The 16,567-nt window shown below is 58.7% G+C and carries 15 protein-coding genes; 10 read left to right on the top strand and 5 right to left on the bottom strand.

Annotated elements, in window-relative coordinates; all coding sequences use genetic code 11:
• Positions 1 to 107: 107 nt before the first annotated feature.
• From rho to AC4ANE_RS01560, 3 genes are all read right to left on the bottom strand, one after another.
• Positions 108 to 1,367, bottom strand: a complete 1,260-nt coding sequence (gene rho, locus AC4ANE_RS01570; RefSeq protein ID WP_002551560.1) for a transcription termination factor Rho — start codon at positions 1,365 to 1,367, stop codon at positions 108 to 110.
• Positions 1,368 to 1,598: 231 nt separating this feature from the next.
• Positions 1,599 to 1,928, bottom strand: coding sequence for a thioredoxin TrxA (gene trxA, locus AC4ANE_RS01565; protein WP_460408672.1), 330 nt, complete (start codon positions 1,926 to 1,928; stop codon positions 1,599 to 1,601).
• A gap of 121 nt (positions 1,929 to 2,049) precedes the next feature.
• Positions 2,050 to 2,754 (bottom strand): FadR/GntR family transcriptional regulator, encoded by a 705-nt coding sequence (locus AC4ANE_RS01560; RefSeq protein ID WP_002551558.1) that lies wholly within the window; start codon positions 2,752 to 2,754, stop codon positions 2,050 to 2,052.
• Positions 2,755 to 3,003: 249 nt separating this feature from the next.
• Between AC4ANE_RS01560 and AC4ANE_RS01555 the strand changes: the two genes are divergently transcribed.
• The 5 genes from AC4ANE_RS01555 to ppx all read left to right on the top strand — a co-directional run bounded on the left by AC4ANE_RS01555 (position 3,004) and on the right by ppx (position 7,749).
• Positions 3,004 to 3,789, top strand: coding sequence for a transporter substrate-binding domain-containing protein (locus tag AC4ANE_RS01555; protein ID WP_002551557.1), 786 nt, complete (start codon positions 3,004 to 3,006; stop codon positions 3,787 to 3,789).
• 29 nt (positions 3,790 to 3,818) lie between these two features.
• Entirely contained in the window at positions 3,819 to 4,484 is a 666-nt protein-coding gene (locus AC4ANE_RS01550; protein ID WP_002551556.1) for an amino acid ABC transporter permease, read from the top strand.
• A complete protein-coding gene (locus tag AC4ANE_RS01545; RefSeq protein ID WP_032074436.1) occupies positions 4,481 to 5,131 on the top strand; it encodes an amino acid ABC transporter permease in 651 nt (216 codons plus the stop codon). Before AC4ANE_RS01550 ends, AC4ANE_RS01545 begins: the two co-directional genes overlap by 4 nt.
• Positions 5,118 to 5,852 carry an amino acid ABC transporter ATP-binding protein gene (locus AC4ANE_RS01540; protein WP_002551554.1) on the top strand — a complete coding sequence of 245 codons (735 nt, stop codon included), beginning with the start codon at positions 5,118 to 5,120 and terminating at the stop codon, positions 5,850 to 5,852. The genes AC4ANE_RS01545 and AC4ANE_RS01540 overlap by 14 nt, the downstream gene beginning before the upstream one ends.
• Positions 5,853 to 6,246: 394 nt before the next feature.
• The gene (ppx, locus tag AC4ANE_RS01535) at positions 6,247 to 7,749 is read left to right on the top strand and encodes an exopolyphosphatase (RefSeq protein WP_002551553.1); all 1,503 of its coding nucleotides are present in this window, start codon (positions 6,247 to 6,249) and stop codon (positions 7,747 to 7,749) included.
• Here the strand turns inward: ppx and ppk1 are convergent.
• Together ppk1 and hemB are read right to left on the bottom strand one after the other, a co-directional pair.
• The gene (gene ppk1 / locus AC4ANE_RS01530) at positions 7,736 to 9,946 is read right to left on the bottom strand and encodes a polyphosphate kinase 1 (protein WP_002551552.1); all 2,211 of its coding nucleotides are present in this window, start codon (positions 9,944 to 9,946) and stop codon (positions 7,736 to 7,738) included. The genes ppx and ppk1 overlap by 14 nt on opposite strands.
• A 16-nt stretch (positions 9,947 to 9,962) precedes the next feature.
• Positions 9,963 to 10,973, bottom strand: coding sequence for a porphobilinogen synthase (gene hemB, locus AC4ANE_RS01525; RefSeq protein WP_057442735.1), 1,011 nt, complete (start codon positions 10,971 to 10,973; stop codon positions 9,963 to 9,965).
• Positions 10,974 to 11,204: 231 nt separating this feature from the next.
• On the opposite strand from hemB, the gene AC4ANE_RS01520 reads away from it, so the two are divergent.
• The 5 genes from AC4ANE_RS01520 (at position 11,205) to AC4ANE_RS01500 (ending at position 16,508) form a co-directional block, all read left to right on the top strand.
• Positions 11,205 to 11,867, top strand: a complete 663-nt coding sequence (locus AC4ANE_RS01520; RefSeq protein ID WP_002551550.1) for a DedA family protein — start codon at positions 11,205 to 11,207, stop codon at positions 11,865 to 11,867.
• Positions 11,868 to 12,074: 207 nt separating this feature from the next.
• Complete coding sequence (elbB, locus tag AC4ANE_RS01515) at positions 12,075 to 12,743, top strand: isoprenoid biosynthesis glyoxalase ElbB (protein WP_002551549.1); 669 nt, start codon at positions 12,075 to 12,077, stop codon at positions 12,741 to 12,743.
• Positions 12,744 to 12,866: 123 nt separating this feature from the next.
• Positions 12,867 to 13,925 carry a PA0069 family radical SAM protein gene (locus AC4ANE_RS01510; RefSeq protein WP_002551548.1) on the top strand — a complete coding sequence of 353 codons (1,059 nt, stop codon included), beginning with the start codon at positions 12,867 to 12,869 and terminating at the stop codon, positions 13,923 to 13,925.
• Between the two features lie 205 nt (positions 13,926 to 14,130).
• Positions 14,131 to 14,871, top strand: a complete 741-nt coding sequence (locus AC4ANE_RS01505; protein ID WP_002551547.1) for a carbonic anhydrase — start codon at positions 14,131 to 14,133, stop codon at positions 14,869 to 14,871.
• A gap of 104 nt (positions 14,872 to 14,975) precedes the next feature.
• A complete protein-coding gene (locus AC4ANE_RS01500; RefSeq protein WP_002551546.1) occupies positions 14,976 to 16,508 on the top strand; it encodes a SulP family inorganic anion transporter in 1,533 nt (510 codons plus the stop codon).
• Positions 16,509 to 16,567: the final 59 nt, after the last annotated feature.

The raw sequence follows: 16,567 nt of genomic DNA, 5'->3' as shown, positions 1-16,567 counted from the left end.
AGACGCACATCGTACCTGCTCCAGCCCTTCAAGGCAGCTAATCGGCGGCGCGCGGGCAAAAAAAAATGGTGCCCCGAAGGACACCATTCTTTGTTTCAGCCTGCCAGTTACTTGCGTTTCATGGACAGGAAGAACTCATCGTTGGTCTTGGTCTGCTTGAGCTTGTCGATCAGGAACTCGATAGCCGCGACTTCGTCCATCGGGTGCAGCAGCTTGCGCAGGATCCACATGCGCTGCAACTCGTCATCAGCGGTCAACAGCTCTTCACGGCGTGTGCCGGAGCGGTTGATGTTGATGGCCGGGAACACACGCTTCTCTGCGATCTTGCGATCCAGAGGCAGCTCCATGTTGCCAGTACCCTTGAACTCTTCGTAGATGACTTCATCCATCTTCGAACCGGTTTCAACCAGTGCGGTGGCGATGATAGTCAACGAGCCGCCTTCTTCGATGTTTCGCGCAGCACCGAAGAAGCGCTTTGGCTTCTCGAGCGCATGAGCATCGACACCACCGGTCAGTACCTTGCCGGAGCTCGGGATGACGGTGTTGTAGGCGCGAGCCAGGCGGGTGATGGAGTCAAGCAGGATAACGACGTCTTTCTTGTGCTCGACCAGGCGCTTGGCCTTCTCGATCACCATTTCGGCAACCTGTACGTGACGGGTTGGCGGTTCGTCGAATGTCGAGGCAACCACTTCGCCGCGCACGGTGCGCTGCATTTCGGTTACTTCTTCCGGACGCTCATCGATCAGCAGAACGATCAGGTGCACTTCCGGGTTGTTACGCGTGATGTTCGACGCGATGTTCTGCAGCATGATGGTCTTGCCCGCTTTCGGCGGAGCAACGATCAGACCACGCTGACCTTTACCGATCGGTGCGCACAGATCGATCACACGACCGGTAAGGTCTTCGGTGGAACCGTTACCGGCTTCCATCTTCATGCGAATAGTCGGAAACAACGGCGTCAGGTTTTCGAACAGAATCTTGTTCTTGGCGTTTTCCGGACGGTCGTAGTTGATCGTGTCGACCTTGAGCAGAGCGAAATAACGCTCACCTTCCTTTGGTGGACGGATCTTGCCAACGATGGTGTCGCCGGTACGCAGGTTGAAGCGGCGGATCTGGCTAGGGGAGACATAGATGTCATCCGGGCCGGCCAGGTAGGAAGCGTCTGCAGAGCGCAGGAAACCGAAGCCGTCCTGGAGAATCTCCAGCACGCCATCACCGGATATTTCCTCGCCACTTTTGGCGTGCCGTTTGAGCAGGGAAAAAATGACGTCCTGCTTGCGCGAACGGGCCATATTTTCTATGCCAGCCTGTTCGGCCATTTCGAGCAATTCGGTAATCGGCTTTTGCTTGAGTTCAGTCAGGTTCATATGGGGAATGACGTAATCATGTATGGAGGGGGAAATTAAGCTTTTGGCTTAATGAGGCCGCGCCGCAGAAAAGGCGACAGGATCGCGTACTAAATCGAAAGGAGAGCGTCGGCGACGGCTAGCAGGGGGCAACGGAGAAGCCGTTGCGGGGCCGAATGTACCACCTGATTTTCCAGGCGTCTAGTACGACACCCGAAAAAAACCCCGCTATTTGCGGGGCTTTGAAGTGCTTCAGATGTTGGCGTCGAGAAACGCGGCCAACTGCGACTTCGACAGAGCGCCCACTTTGGTAGCTTCGACGTTGCCATTCTTGAACAGCATCAACGTCGGGATACCGCGCACGCCATGCTTGGCAGGGGTTTCCTGATTCTTGTCAATATTCAGCTTGGCAATTGTCAGCTTGCCGGCATAGGTGTCGGCGATTTCGTCCAGCACCGGGGCAATCATCTTGCACGGACCGCACCACTCAGCCCAGTAATCTACAAGCACAGCACCCTCAGCCTTGAGTACTTCGGCTTCGAAGTTAGCGTCGGTGACGTGTTTGATCTTTTCGTTGCTCATGGAAGTCTCCGAGGTCATAGGCGAAAAACGACGCTCATCATAGCGGGCCACAAGTCCTTCAGGAAGCGAAGGTTCATTGAGTCTGGCTATGGTGGTGCATGACTGGAGTTATGGCAGAGGCTCAGCTGGAAGGCGAAACGAACACAATGCCAGTACGAAGCGCTGCGCCACGGATGTGATCCTGCATGGCCTTTTGCGCGGGCCCCGACGCATGCCGGGCCAGCGCGCGAAGGATCTTGCGGTGCTCCTGCCAGGTTTCCATGACCCTTGCCGCACGTATGAACGGCATTTTCTGGCTCTCAAGGAAGATGTCGGCACCTGCGGTCACGATCCCCAGCATGGCCTGATTGCCACTGGCGACCAGAATATGCCGGTGAAACTCGAAGTCCAGCCGGGCTGCGGCCTCGAAGTCGCCGGCACGCAATTCCAGACGCATGGCCTCGACATTGTCTTCAAGCACGTCTCGTTCATCAGCGGTCAGGGTGACGGCTGCCAAGCCCGCGGCGAAGCCTTCCAGCGCGTAGCGCAGTTGAAACGTGTCGGCCGGAGAAACCTGTGCCTCGAAAGGCCAGGAAAAACCACTCGTGCGCTGTTCTGGTTCAGAAATGGACTGCACGAACACGCCTTTACCCGGCTGGACGCTGACCACTCCCAATGCGCTGAGCGATGACAAGGCCTCACGCAATGAAGCACGACTGACTCCCAGCAAAACCGCCAGATCGCGTTGCGACGGCAGGCTCTCGCCGGGCTTGTACCCTTGCTCGGCGATCAACTTGCGAATGGCCCGGAGGGCTGATTCGGGTACTGCGAGTGAAGTGTGCGGCATCACTGTTCAGGCCAGTCAGTCCAGTAAAAATCCCTTTTATCGCCATCCCGAAGATTCGGCAAGCGACGCCCAGTGCTGGGGCGGCAGCGCTTTTCAACGCGTCAAAGCAGGGCGCGCCACACCTTTACTGGTCAGACCAGTAAGACCATAAACACGCTGCAAAGCTTGAGTTATGGCACGTCATCGCCTGATGGCATGCGCTGTGCACTGGAGACGGACCAACATCCTACGTTTCGCCCGGAGATTTCTATGACCAAGCGTTACAGCGCCCTGCTTGCTGCACTGTTTGCCAGCCTGATGCTGAGCCAGACACCCGCCCACGCCAACGGCCTGGACGACGTTGTAGCGCGTGGCACCTTGAAGGTGGCCGTTCCGCAGGACTTCCCGCCATTCGGTTCGGTCGGTCCGGACATGAAGCCTCGCGGCCTGGACATCGACACCGCGCAACTGCTGGCCGACCAATTGAAGGTCAAGCTGGAACTGACGCCGGTCAACAGCACCAACCGCATCCCGTTCCTGACCACCGGCAAGGTTGATCTGGTGATCTCCAGCCTGGGCAAGAACCCGGATCGCGAGAAAGTCATCGATTTCTCCCGCGCGTACGCGCCGTTCTACCTGGCGGTATTCGGCCCACCTGATTCTCCGGTCAAGGACATCGCTGACCTGAAAGGCAAGACCATCAGTGTTACCCGTGGCGCGATCGAAGACATCGAGCTGTCGAAAGTTGCACCTGAAGGCGCAACCATCAAGCGCTTTGAAGATAACAACTCGACCATCGCCGCCTACCTGGCTGGCCAGACCGACCTGATCGCCAGCGGCAACGTGGTGATGGTCGCTATCAGCGAGCGCAACCCCAAGCGCATTCCAGCGCTGAAAGTGAAACTCAAGGATTCGCCTGTTTATGTCGGCGTAAACAAAGGCCAGCCGGAACTGCTGGGCAAGGTCGACGAGATCCTCAACGCCGCCAAGGCTGACGGCGCGCTGGAAAAAGCGTCGCAGAAATGGCTGAAGCAACCGCTGCCTGCCGATCTCTGATCACTGCTTTCCGGTAACAGGATTCACCAATGGCTTATCATTTCGACTTTACACCGGTCCTGCAGAACATTGATGTGCTGTTGCGCGGGGCTTTGTTCACGCTGGAACTGACGGCCATTGGCACCCTGCTGGGCGTCAGCCTCGGCATTGTCGGTGCCGTCGTGAGGGCCTGGAAGATCCAGCCCTTTGCGACGATCTTTGCGATCTATGTCGAGCTGATCCGCAACACACCGTTTCTGGTCCAGCTGTTCTTCATTTTCTTCGGTCTGCCATCGCTGGGCGTGCAGATCACGGAATGGCAGGCGGCGGTGCTGGCGATGGTCATCAACCTGGGCGCCTACTCGACGGAAATCGTGCGGGCAGGCATTCAGGCGATTCCCAAGGGACAGCTTGAAGCGTCGGCAGCGCTGGCGATGAATCGTTATGAAGCGTTTCGCTACGTGGTCCTGGTCCCGGCATTGAGCAAGGTCTGGCCGGCCTTGAGCAGCCAGATCATCATTGTGATGCTGGGCTCGGCGGTCTGCTCGCAGATTGCCACTGAAGAGTTGAGCTTCTTTGCCAACTTCATCCAGTCACGCAACTTCCGCTCGTTCGAAACCTACATTGTGACCACGCTGATCTACCTGGCCATGGCGCTGCTGATCCGGCAACTGCTGGCCTGGATCGGGCGTCGCTACATATCGAGGAACAGCTGATGGATTTCACCCTCTGGGACATCCTGCGCAATCTGCTGATCGGCCTGCAATGGACCGTTGCCCTGTCGCTGGTGGCCTTCATTGGCGGTGGCTTGATCGGCTTGCTGGTGATGGGCATGCGTACCTCGGAAAAAACCGGCCCGCGTGTGACCGCCAAGCTCTATATAGAATTGTTTCAAGGCACACCATTGCTGATGCAACTGTTTCTGGTGTTCTTCGGTGTTGCCCTGATGGGCATGAACATTTCGCCCTGGGCAGCGGCAGCGCTGGCCTTGACGCTGTTTACCAGCGCCTACCTCGCCGAGATCTGGCGCGGCTGCGTGGAGTCGATCTCCAAGGGCCAGTGGGAAGCGTCTGCCAGCCTGGCGATGACCCCATTCGAGCAGATGCGCTACGTGATATTGCCTCAGGCGCTGCGTATCGCAGTTGCGCCAACGGTCGGCTTTTCCGTGCAGGTGGTCAAAGGCACTGCGGTGACGTCGATCATCGGCTTCACCGAATTGACCAAGACCGGCAGTATGCTGGCCAACGCTACGTTCGAACCTTTCATGGTCTATGGCTTCGTTGCTCTGGGCTACTTCATCCTGTGCTACCCCTTGTCGCTGTGCGCGCGCCATCTGGAAAGGAGACTGCATGCCTCTGCTTAGAATTTCCGCCCTGCATAAATACTATGGCGATCATCACGTACTCAAAGGCATCGATCTGTCGGTCGAAGAGGGCCAGGTCGTGGCAATCATTGGTCGCAGCGGCTCGGGCAAAAGCACCCTGTTGCGCGCGCTCAACGGCCTGGAGTCGATCAACGATGGTGTGATCGAGGTCGATGGCGAATATCTGGACGCCGCACGCGCCGATCTGCGCACCCTGCGTCAGAAGGTCGGCATGGTGTTTCAGCAGTTCAACCTGTTCCCGCATCTGAGCGTGGGCGAGAACGTGATGCTCGCGCCGCAGGTCGTGCAGAAGGTGCCCAAGGCCGAAGCCGCGAAGTTGGCGAGAAAGATGCTGGAGCGCGTCGGGCTGGGCGAGAAGTTCGACGCCTTCCCGGATCGCCTGTCCGGTGGCCAGCAGCAACGCGTGGCGATTGCCCGCGCACTGGCGATGTCGCCCAAGGTGTTGCTGTGCGACGAAATCACCTCGGCGCTTGACCCGGAGCTGGTCAACGAAGTGCTCAGCGTGGTGCGCCAGCTGGCTGCCGACGGCATGACCCTGATCATGGTGACCCACGAAATGCGCTTCGCCCGCGAAGTTGGCGACAAACTGGTGTTCATGCACCAGGGCAAGGTGCATGAAGTGGGCGACCCGAAAGTACTCTTCGCCAACCCGAAAACCCCGGAACTGGCGAACTTCATCGGCACCGTAGAGCACGCGTGACAAGAGCGTCGCACGATAGGTGGGGTCATCGTTCCTCCAGTGCAGGAACGCAGTAGTGGAAGCCCCTGTGGGAGCGAACTTGTTCGCTAAAGGGCCGGTACATCCGCCGAAGATGCGTCGCCTGGCACACCGTCTTCGCGAACAAGTTCGCTCCCACGGCCTTCGGCCAGAAGCCTGTAAGCTCAATTGTCCGGACTGTGTATCACGCCGAGCACTCCAACGAGGGAACGCAAAGCATCGGCACGACAATGACATAACTATCACATTGATTAGCTAGCCATCCGCCACCTCACAAGAGTAATACCGGGTATTTCCGCTGCCTGGACAGCTTCGCGTTGGCGGCAGGCATGGATCGTGGCACGATGGTCCGGTTATCGAACTGGATTTCCTGACCATGCCGCACTCAACACCCAAGAATTTTTCACTGATCGCCGCCATCGACCTGGGCTCCAACAGCTTTCATATGGTTGTGGCAAAAGCCAATCAGGGCGAAATTCGCATTCTTGAGCGCCTGGGCGAGAAGGTGCAGTTGGCCGCTGGCATCGACGAAGAACGCCAGTTGACTGAAGAATCCATGCAGCGCGGTCTCGACTGCCTGAAACGTTTTGCCCAGCTGATCAATGGCCTGCCGCCCGGTGCCGTACGCATCGTGGGGACCAACGCGCTGCGCGAAGCCCGCAACCGCAACGACTTCATTCATCGCGCCGAAGAGATTCTCGGCCATCCGGTGGAAGTGATCTCCGGCCGCGAAGAAGCGCGCCTCATTTATCTGGGCGTTTCGCACACGCTGGCCGACACCCCCGGCAAGCGACTGGTCGCCGACATCGGCGGCGGCAGTACCGAATTCATCATCGGCCAGCGCTTTGAGCCGCTGCTGCGTGAAAGCCTGCAGATGGGATGCGTGAGTTTTACTCAGCGCTACTTCCGCGACGGCAAGGTGACACCCGCGCGTTACGCACAGGCCTACACCGCTGCCCGCCTGGAAATCATGAGCATCGAACATGCGCTGCATCGCCTGAAGTGGGATGAAGCGATTGGTTCGTCAGGCACCATTCGCGCTATCGGCCTGGCGCTCAAGGCCAACGGTTACGGCGCTGGCGAGGTTAATGCCGAAGGGCTGGCCTGGCTCAAGCGCAAGCTGTTCAAGCTGGGTGACGCCGAAAAGATCGACTTCGACGGCATCAAGCCCGACCGCCGCGCGATTTTCCCCGCAGGCCTGGCGATTCTGGAAGCGATCTTCGATGCGCTTGAGCTCAAGCGCATGGATCACTGCGAAGGTGCCCTGCGTGAAGGCGTGCTGTACGACCTGATGGGCCGCCACCATCACGAAGACGTGCGTGAGCGCACGCTCAGCTCGCTGATGGAGCGCTACCATGTTGATCTGGAACAGGCCGCACGCGTCGAAGCCAAGGCGCTGCATGCGCTGGAGCAGGTTGCCGAAAGCTGGGAATTGCAACACGAGAGCTACGCCGAACTGCTGAGCTGGGCCGCCAAGGTGCATGAGATTGGCCTGGACATTGCTCACTATCACTACCACAAGCACGGCGCGTACCTGATCGAGCACTCTGACCTTGCCGGTTTCTCCCGCGAAGACCAGCAAATGCTCGCTCTGCTGGTGCGCGGTCATCGCCGTAATATTCCCAAGGACAAGTTCGCCGATTTCGGCGCAGAAGGCATCAAGCTGATTCGCCTGTGCGTGTTGTTGCGCTTTGCGATTCTGTTTCACCACATTCGTGGCACCCAGGAGATGCCGCGTGTGATCTTGCGTGCCGACGGCCCGAATCTGGACGCCGAGTTCCCCACAGGCTGGCTGGAAAACAACCAGCTGACTCAGGCCGACTTCGCGCTGGAAGCGGAGTGGCTGACCCGAGTCGGCATCGTCTTCAGCGTACGCTGAGAACCGGGTTGCTCAGGCGCTCCAGCAGGGTCGCCTGGGCGCTTCGGGCGTTCTGATTGCCGGTCGGCGTGCTGCGCACGTAACGCCCGTCTGGCTGCAACAGCCAGCTGTGGGTGTTGTCGGTCAGGTAGCTTTCCAGCTCCTTCTTCACACGCAGAATCAACTTCTTGCCTTCCACCGGGAAGCAGGTCTCGACACGCTTGTCGAGGTTGCGCTCCATCCAGTCGGCACTCGACAGGAACATTTGCTCGTCGCCGCCGTTAAGGAAGTAGAACACCCGCGTGTGCTCCAGGAATCGGCCGATGATCGAGCGCACATGGATGTTGTGCGAAACCCCGGCGATGCCCGGACGCAAACAGCACATGCCGCGCACCACCAGATCGATGCGCACACCGGACTGGCTGGCCTTGTACAACGCCCGGATGATCTTCGGATCGGTCAGCGAGTTGAACTTGGCGATGATGTGCGCAGGCTTGCCGTCGAGCGCAAATTGCGTCTCGCGGGCGATCATGTCGAGCATGCCTTTCTTGAGCGTGAACGGCGCATGCAGCAGTTTCTTCATGCGCAGCGTTTTGCCCATGCCGATCAGCTGACTGAACAGTTTGCCGACGTCTTCGCACAATGCGTCGTCAGAGGTCAGCAGGCTGTAATCGGTGTAAAGACGCGCATTACCGGCGTGATAGTTACCGGTACCGAGGTGTGCATAACGTACGATCTCGCCGGCTTCGCGACGCAGGATCAGCATCATCTTGGCGTGGGTCTTGAAGCCGACCACACCGTAGATCACCACCGCACCGGCAGCCTGAAGACGGCTGGCCAGTTGCAGGTTGGACTCTTCGTCAAAACGGGCGCGCAGTTCGATCACCGCGGTGACCTCTTTGCCGTTACGCGCCGCATCAACCAGCGCATCGACGATTTCCGAGTTCGCTCCGCTGCGGTACAGCGTCTGGCGCACAGCCAGAACGTGTGGATCCTTTGCCGCCTGACGCAGCAGGTCGACAACCGGCGTGAACGACTCGAAAGGATGCAGCAGCAGAATGTCCTGCTTGCTGATCACGCTGAAAATATTTTCGCTGTTCTGCAGCAGTTTGGGGATCGCTGGCGTGAACGGCGGGTATTGCAATTCAGGGTGGCTGTCCAGGCCAGTAATGCTGAACAGGCGCGTCAGGTTGACCGGCCCGTTGACCTGATACAGCTCGGACTCGTTCAGGTTGAACTGCTTGAGCAGGTAGTCCGACAAATGTTTGGGGCAGGTATCCGCCACTTCCAGACGTACCGCATCGCCGTAGCGACGCGAGAACAGCTCACCGCGCAGGGCACGTGCCAGGTCTTCCACGTCTTCCGAGTCCAGCGCCAGATCGGCGTTTCGGGTCAGACGGAACTGGTAGCAGCCCTTGACCTTCATGCCCTGAAACAGGTCGTCGGCGTGAGCGTGGATCATAGACGACAGGAACACGAAGTTGTCGCCTGGGCCACAAACCTCTTCCGGCACCTTGATGACACGCGGCAGCAAACGCGGTGCCGGGATGATCGCAAGACCCGAGTCGCGACCGAAGGCGTCGATACCTTCAAGCTCGACAATGAAGTTCAGGCTCTTGTTGACCAGCAACGGGAACGGGTGCGTCGGGTCCAGACCGATCGGGGTGATGATAGGCGCGATCTCGTCACGGAAGTAGCGACGTACCCAGGCCTTGAGCTTGGCCGTCCAGTGACGGCGACGAATGAAGCGGACCTGATGCTTTTCCAGCTCCGGGAGCAGAATGTCGTTGAGGATCGCGTACTGGCGATCAACATGACCATGCACCAGCTCGCTGATTCTGGCCAACGCCTGATGCGGCTGCAAACCGTCGGCACCGGCCTGTTCACGGGCAAAGGTGATCTGTTTCTTCAGACCTGCGACACGAATCTCGAAGAACTCATCGAGGTTGCTGGAGAAGATCAGCAGGAACTTCAGCCGCTCCAGCAACGGGTAGGACTCATCGAGCGCCTGTTCCAGTACCCGGATGTTGAACTGCAATTGCGACAGTTCACGGTGGATATACAGGCTGCTGTCGTCCAGGTTCGGAGCGACGATAGCGGGCACCGCAGCGGCAGGCGCCTCAATGGCCGGGATTACTTCGATGTCAGGTTCAACCGCGGGCGTCGCCTGCGGCACATCGACTTCAACAGCGGCTTCGATGAGTGCTTCGGTATTCATGAATGATCCTGTGAGGCTATTGCCCCTTCAACAGTTGAGCGGCGCGAACAGCGAAGTAGGTAAGGATGCCGTCGGCACCGGCGCGTTTGAAGGCTGTGAGGGACTCGAGAATAACCCCTTCACTCAGCCAACCATTCTGGATTGCTGCCATGTGCATCGCGTATTCACCACTGACCTGATAGACAAAGGTCGGCACTTTGAACTCATCCTTGACCCTGTGCAGGATGTCCAGATAAGGCATACCTGGCTTGACCATCACCATGTCGGCACCTTCAGCCAGGTCAGCTGCGACTTCGTGCAGTGCCTCGTTGCTGTTGGCCGGGTCCATCTGATAGGACGCCTTGTTGGCCTTGCCCAGATTCAGCGAAGAACCCACCGCATCACGGAACGGGCCGTAATAGGCACTGGCGTATTTGGCCGAGTAGGCCATGATCCGCACGTTGACGTGCCCGGCCAGTTCCAGCGACTCACGGATGGCCTGGATGCGACCGTCCATCATGTCCGACGGCGCGATCACCTGAGCACCCGCATCGGCGTGCGACAAGGCCTGCTTCACCAGTGCGTCGACAGTGATGTCGTTCTGCACATAGCCCTCTTCGTCGAGGATGCCGTCCTGACCATGGGTGGTAAACGGGTCCAGCGCCACATCAGTGATGACGCCCAACTCCGGGAAACGGTCACGCAACGCGCGGGTGGCGCGTTGCGCAATGCCATCCGGGTTCCAGGCTTCAGCGCCGTCCAGAGATTTTTTCTCGGCCGGCGTTACCGGGAACAAGACCAGCGCTGGAATGCCCAGTGCGACCCAGTGCTCGGCTTCCTCAAGCAACAGATCGACACTGAGACGCTCGACGCCAGACATCGAGGCGATGGATTCACGACGGTTTTCACCATCGAGGACAAATACGGGGAGAATCAGATCGTCAACGGTGACAACGTTTTCACGCACCAGCCTACGGGAAAAGTCGTCGCGGCGATTACGGCGCAGACGAGTGAGAGGAAACAGGCGGTTTGCGGGGGTAAAGCTCACGGCGAGACTCCTGAGCCCGCTTACGCGGGCAAGCGCGACAGTTATAAGCCGCCATTATGACCAATGTGTGACAGTCATGGTTCGACCTGCGACTGCACGTCGCGGTCATGGCCCTTATGAGGATCCGACCATTGTGGTTGTAAGAATCTTTAACGTCGAGACACATATCGACACTTTCATCATTGTCTTGGGCGCGTTAGGCTGCGCGTTCATTTCGCCAGCATCCAGACAATGCTCCAGAATTTCTTGAACGAATTCGGCTACTTTGCCCTGTTCCTCGGCACCTTTTTTGAAGGCGAGACCATTCTGGTTCTCGCCGGCTTTCTGGCGTTTCGCGGATACATGGACCTCAATATCGTCATCCTCGTTGCCTTCTGCGGCAGTTATGCGGGTGACCAGTTGTGGTATTTCATGGGGCGCAAACACGGCCGCAAGCTCCTGGCGCGCAAGCCCCGCTGGCAACTCATGGGCGACAAGGCCCTGCGGCTGGTGCGCAAGCACCCGGACATATGGGTACTGAGCTTCCGCTTCGTGTATGGCCTGCGAACGGTCATGCCGGTGGCCATCGGCCTGTCAGGCTACCCACCGGGGCGTTACCTGCTGCTCAACGGTATCGGTGCGGCTGTCTGGGCGGCAGCGCTGGGTTCGGCGGCCTACCATTTCGGCGCGGTTCTCGAGGGCTTGCTGGGCAACGTCAAGAAATACGAACTCTGGGTGCTCGGTGCGCTGATACTGCTCGGCCTTGGTCTGTGGCTGCGCCGACGCATCAAGAACGCGCGCATTGCCCGTGAAGAGCGTGAAGAAAAGAGCCGGTTCTGTGCATCGGCAGCGGCGTCCGATCTGGATACACCTGTCACCGTGCCCGTCGACCTGACGAAAAAATCAGACGAGTAATTTCTCCGTTTCCTTCCCCGAGTGCAGGCTGACAGGCCTCACTCGGCGGCAGCGCGCAGCCGCTACCTGACATCGCAAGCCCCGCCCTTCCCCACGCATTTTTGCGTAGCCTGTAAAGCGTGAACTGAACACTCGGCCTGTAAAGCGATCAATTAATGGACGAATTAAAAGAAGCCTTAGATTGCTCAAGTACAAGGAGCCGAATCGATGCAGAAAAAAGTGGCTGTAATCCTGTCCGGCTGCGGCGTCTATGACGGTGCCGAAATCCATGAAAGCGTCCTCACCCTGCTTCGTCTGGATCAACGTGGTGCGCAGGTCCAGTGCTTTGCGCCGAACATCGCCCAGCATCACGTCATCAATCACCTGACTGGCGAGGAAATGCCCGAGTCGCGCAATGTGTTGATCGAGTCTGCGCGCATTGCACGAGGTGAGGTGAAGGACATCCGCGAAGCAAATGCAGAAGACTTTGATGCCCTGATCATCCCGGGCGGTTTCGGCTCGGCGAAGAACCTTTCCGACCTTGCCCTGCAAGGCCCTGCCTGCCAGGTGGAAGCCGGGCTGCTGGAACTCGCAGAGGCGTTCGCAGAAGCAGGCAAACCGGTCGGGCTGATCTGCATCACCCCGGCACTTGCATCGAAGATCTACGGTCCCGGCGTTACCTGCACCATCGGCAACGACCCTGATACCGCTGCGGCCATTACCAAAATGGGCGGCAGCCACGCGCCATGCGCTGTCGATGACATCGTCGAAGACGAAGCACGAAAACTGGTCTGCACGCCCGCCTACATGGTTGCCAAAAGCATCAGTGAGGCTGCATCGGGCATCAACAAGCTGGTTGACCGCGTGCTGGAGCTGACGCACGAGGGCGATGCCTGACCTGTCGCGGGACGAACCCAATGCACCGCCCGTCAGACGAGCGGTGTTTTACAAGCCAGCCATAGTGATCCATCACGGCCTTATGCTTTACTGTATGCATAAACAGTATTTGAGTAAAGCCAGATGTCCAGCCCCTATCCGGTTCGTGGCCGCGGTACTGCCAGCAATCCGCATAACCGCTTTGCCCCCAGTCAGTCCGTGGCCGAGGACGACGGCTGGTATCAGGAAGTGCCACTGACCCAAGGCACTCAGGTCACCAGCGAAACCGCCAAAAGCATCATTACCCGCAACAGCTCGCCGGATATCCCCTTTGATCGCTCGATCAACCCTTACCGGGGCTGCGAGCACGGCTGCATTTATTGTTTCGCCAGGCCCAGCCATGCCTACTGGGACATGTCGCCGGGCCTTGATTTCGAAACAAAGCTTATCGCCAAGACCAACGCGGCAGCACTGTTGGAGCAACAGCTCTCCAAGCCAGGCTACCGCTGCGCGCCCATCACGCTGGGGGCCAATACCGACCCGTATCAGCCTATCGAACGTGAATACCGCATCACTCGCGCCACGCTTGAGGTGTTGCTGCGCTATCGGCACCCGGTCAGCATCATTACCAAGGGCTCACTGATCCTCCGCGACCTGGACTTGCTCGCAGAGATGGCCAGACTTCGGCTGGTGTCGGTATTCATCAGCCTGACTACACTGGATGACGAGCTTAAATGCATCCTCGAACCCAGAGCAGCAGCGCCCAAGGCTCGCTTGCGGGCCATTCGGGTGTTGCGTCAGGCGGGCGTACCCGTCGGGGTGCTATGCGCGCCCATGATCCCGATGATTAATGACAGCGAACTGGAGGCGCTGCTGAGCGAGGCGAAAGCTGCAGGCGCGCTAAGCGCAAGTTACGTGATGCTGCGCCTGCCGCTGGAGGTCGCGCCGCTGTTCGACGAATGGCTGAAGACGCACTACCCGCAACGCGCCGAACATGTGATGAGCCTGATTCGTCAAAGCCGCGGCGGAGCGCTTTACGACAGTCAGTTTGGCTCAAGGATGCGCGGTGAAGGACCGTTTGCCGATCTACTGGCTCAACGCTATGCCCTGGCAATCAAACGGCTTGGATTGAACAAACGTGGCGGTTTCGCACTCGATTGCGATGCGTTTTGTCCGCCAGGAGGACAAATGTCACTGCTGTGACGAACTTGGTACTATCGTGCAAACCCGCGTCCCAGAGCCATCGCATTCAGTTTCGCTTAAGCTTGGGCGATTAGTCTGTAACTCGGAGTGTCACCAGCGATAGCGCTCAAGGGATTTGTTCGTGATGCCATTTACAGGGATCACATCCGGCTCTGGTCAAACAGGCATGAAGAATCCATATCAATCCGTCAGAGAGGATGAAGACATGACAGACATCGGTAAACAGCATTCGGCTACGTCGCCAAGCACATCAAGCCATTCGGACAGCGCCGACGTAGCGTTGAAACATATTGTCGATGGCTTTGTACATTTTCGTAACGAGGTCTTCCCCCAGCAGGAAGAACTGTTCAAGAAGCTGGCGACCGCCCAGTCGCCACGGGCCATGTTCATCACCTGCGCCGACTCGCGCATCGTGCCTGAACTGATTACGCAAAGCTCGCCAGGCGACCTGTTCGTCACGCGTAACGTCGGCAACGTCGTCCCGCCGTATGGCCAGATGAACGGCGGCGTGTCCACCGCTCTGGAATACGCAGTGGTTGCACTGGGCGTGCAGCACATCATCGTTTGCGGACACTCTGACTGCGGCGCCATGCGTGCAGTGCTCAACCCTGACAGCCTGGACAAGATGCCTACGGTAAAAGCCTGGTTGCGGCATGCCGAGGTCGCCCGCACAGTGGTCGAGCAGAACTGCAGTTGCAGCGGCGAGCTGGAAACCATGCAGGTCCTGACTCAGGAAAACGTGATTTCCCAGTTGCAACACCTGCGTACCCACCCTTCGGTCGCAGCGAAAATGGCCAGCGGCCAATTGTTCATTCATGGCTGGGTCTACAGCATCGAAACCAGCGAAATCCTGGCTTATGACGCCGAGCTCGATCGTTTCATACCGCTCGACGGTTCGGGACCGACGCCGATGGCTTCACCGAAAGCACGCTTTTCAGCCGACTGATCACCAGTCCGACTGACGGCAAGCCCTTCTTTATCAGCTGATGGCGGCTGCGCAGGATGCGCGTCGCCCGTCTTGCCTCGTCTGAAGAATCCCGGAGAAGCGTCATGGGTATTACAGCATTGAAAACCGCTTTACCACGGGAGCTGCTCGCTTCCGTGGTCGTGTTCCTGGTCGCACTGCCGCTGTGCATGGGGATCGCCATTGCATCCGGCATGCCTCCGGCCAAAGGTCTGATCACCGGCATCGTGGGCGGGCTGATAGTCGGCTGGATAGCCGGTTCGCCGTTGCAGGTCAGCGGTCCCGCAGCCGGTCTGGCAGTACTGGTTTTTGAAGTGGTACGCGAGCACGGCATGGCCATGCTGGGCCCTATTCTGGTGCTCGCCGGGTTGCTTCAGCTGCTGGCAGGTCGATTCAAGCTTGGCTGCTGGTTCCGGGTCACGGCACCTGCGGTGGTCTATGGCATGCTCGCCGGTATCGGCGTGTTGATCGTACTGTCACAGGCACACGTGATGTTCGACAGCGGTCCCAAACCTTCCGGGCTGGACAATCTGATCGCCTTCCCTTCCACACTGATCCAGGCCTTCGGACCAGGCACCGGCATGCAGGCCGGTATGCTCGGTCTGAGCACCATGCTGATCATGTGGGGCTGGGAAAAACTTCGTCCGCAGTCTTTGCGCTTCGTACCCGGCGCGCTGCTGGGCGTGGGTATCGCAACCGGCATCAGCCTGTTCATGGCCTTGCAGGTCAAGCGTGTCGAAGTACCGGACAACCTGGCCGATGCCATTGACTGGCTGCGTCCGGCGGACCTGATGAACCTGGCCGATCCAGCCATTCTGGTTGCCGCTATCGTCGTAGCATTCATTGCCAGTGCCGAAACCCTGCTTTCCGCCTCGGCGGTTGACCGCATGCACAGTGGACAGCGCTCGGACTTCGACAAGGAACTCAGCGCGCAAGGCGTGGGCAATATGCTCTGCGGAGTGCTCGGTGCATTGCCGATGACCGGCGTTATCGTGCGCAGCTCGGCTAATGTCCAGGCCGGTGCCACCACGCGCTTCTCGACGATCTTCCACGGTCTGTGGCTGCTGGCGTTCGTGTTGCTGCTGTCGAGCGTACTGCAGAGCATTCCGGTCGCGAGTCTGGCTGGTGTGCTGGTCTACACCGGCCTGAAGCTGGTCGATCTGAAGGCATTTCGTGGTCTGGGCCGCTATGGCCGGATGCCGATGTTCACGTATGTGGCGACTGCCGTGGCGATCATCTTCACCGACCTGCTGACCGGTGTACTGGTCGGTTTCGGTCTGACCCTTGTGAAGCTGGCGTTCAAGGCTTCGCGCCTGAAGATCAACGTGGTCGAACTGGCGGGCGAGAAGGAATTCGAGCTGCGTCTGGTCGGTGCCGCGACGTTCCTCAAGGTGCCTGCGCTGACTCAGGCTCTGGGCACTATCCCGCAGGGCAGTACCGTGCATGTGCCGCTGGGCAATCTGTCCTACATAGACCACTCGTGCCTGGAACTGCTGGAAGAGTGGGGACGTTCCAATGCCGCTCATGGCACCCGACTGCTCATTGAGCCGCATGGGTTGAAGCGTCGTCTTGAAGGGCGGATCTACACAACAACGGGTATAGGCTCGGGCGCCGCCTGATAGTCAAAGCGTTGGGGCTGAAGCCTGGAATGACGATAGGAGCCGGATGGGTCTTCGCG

The sequence above is a fragment of the Pseudomonas sp. Pme6b genome (genome assembly GCF_058129925.1).
The sequence above is the reverse complement of the archived record's forward strand: the minus strand, read 5'-3'. Positions and strand labels throughout refer to the sequence as shown.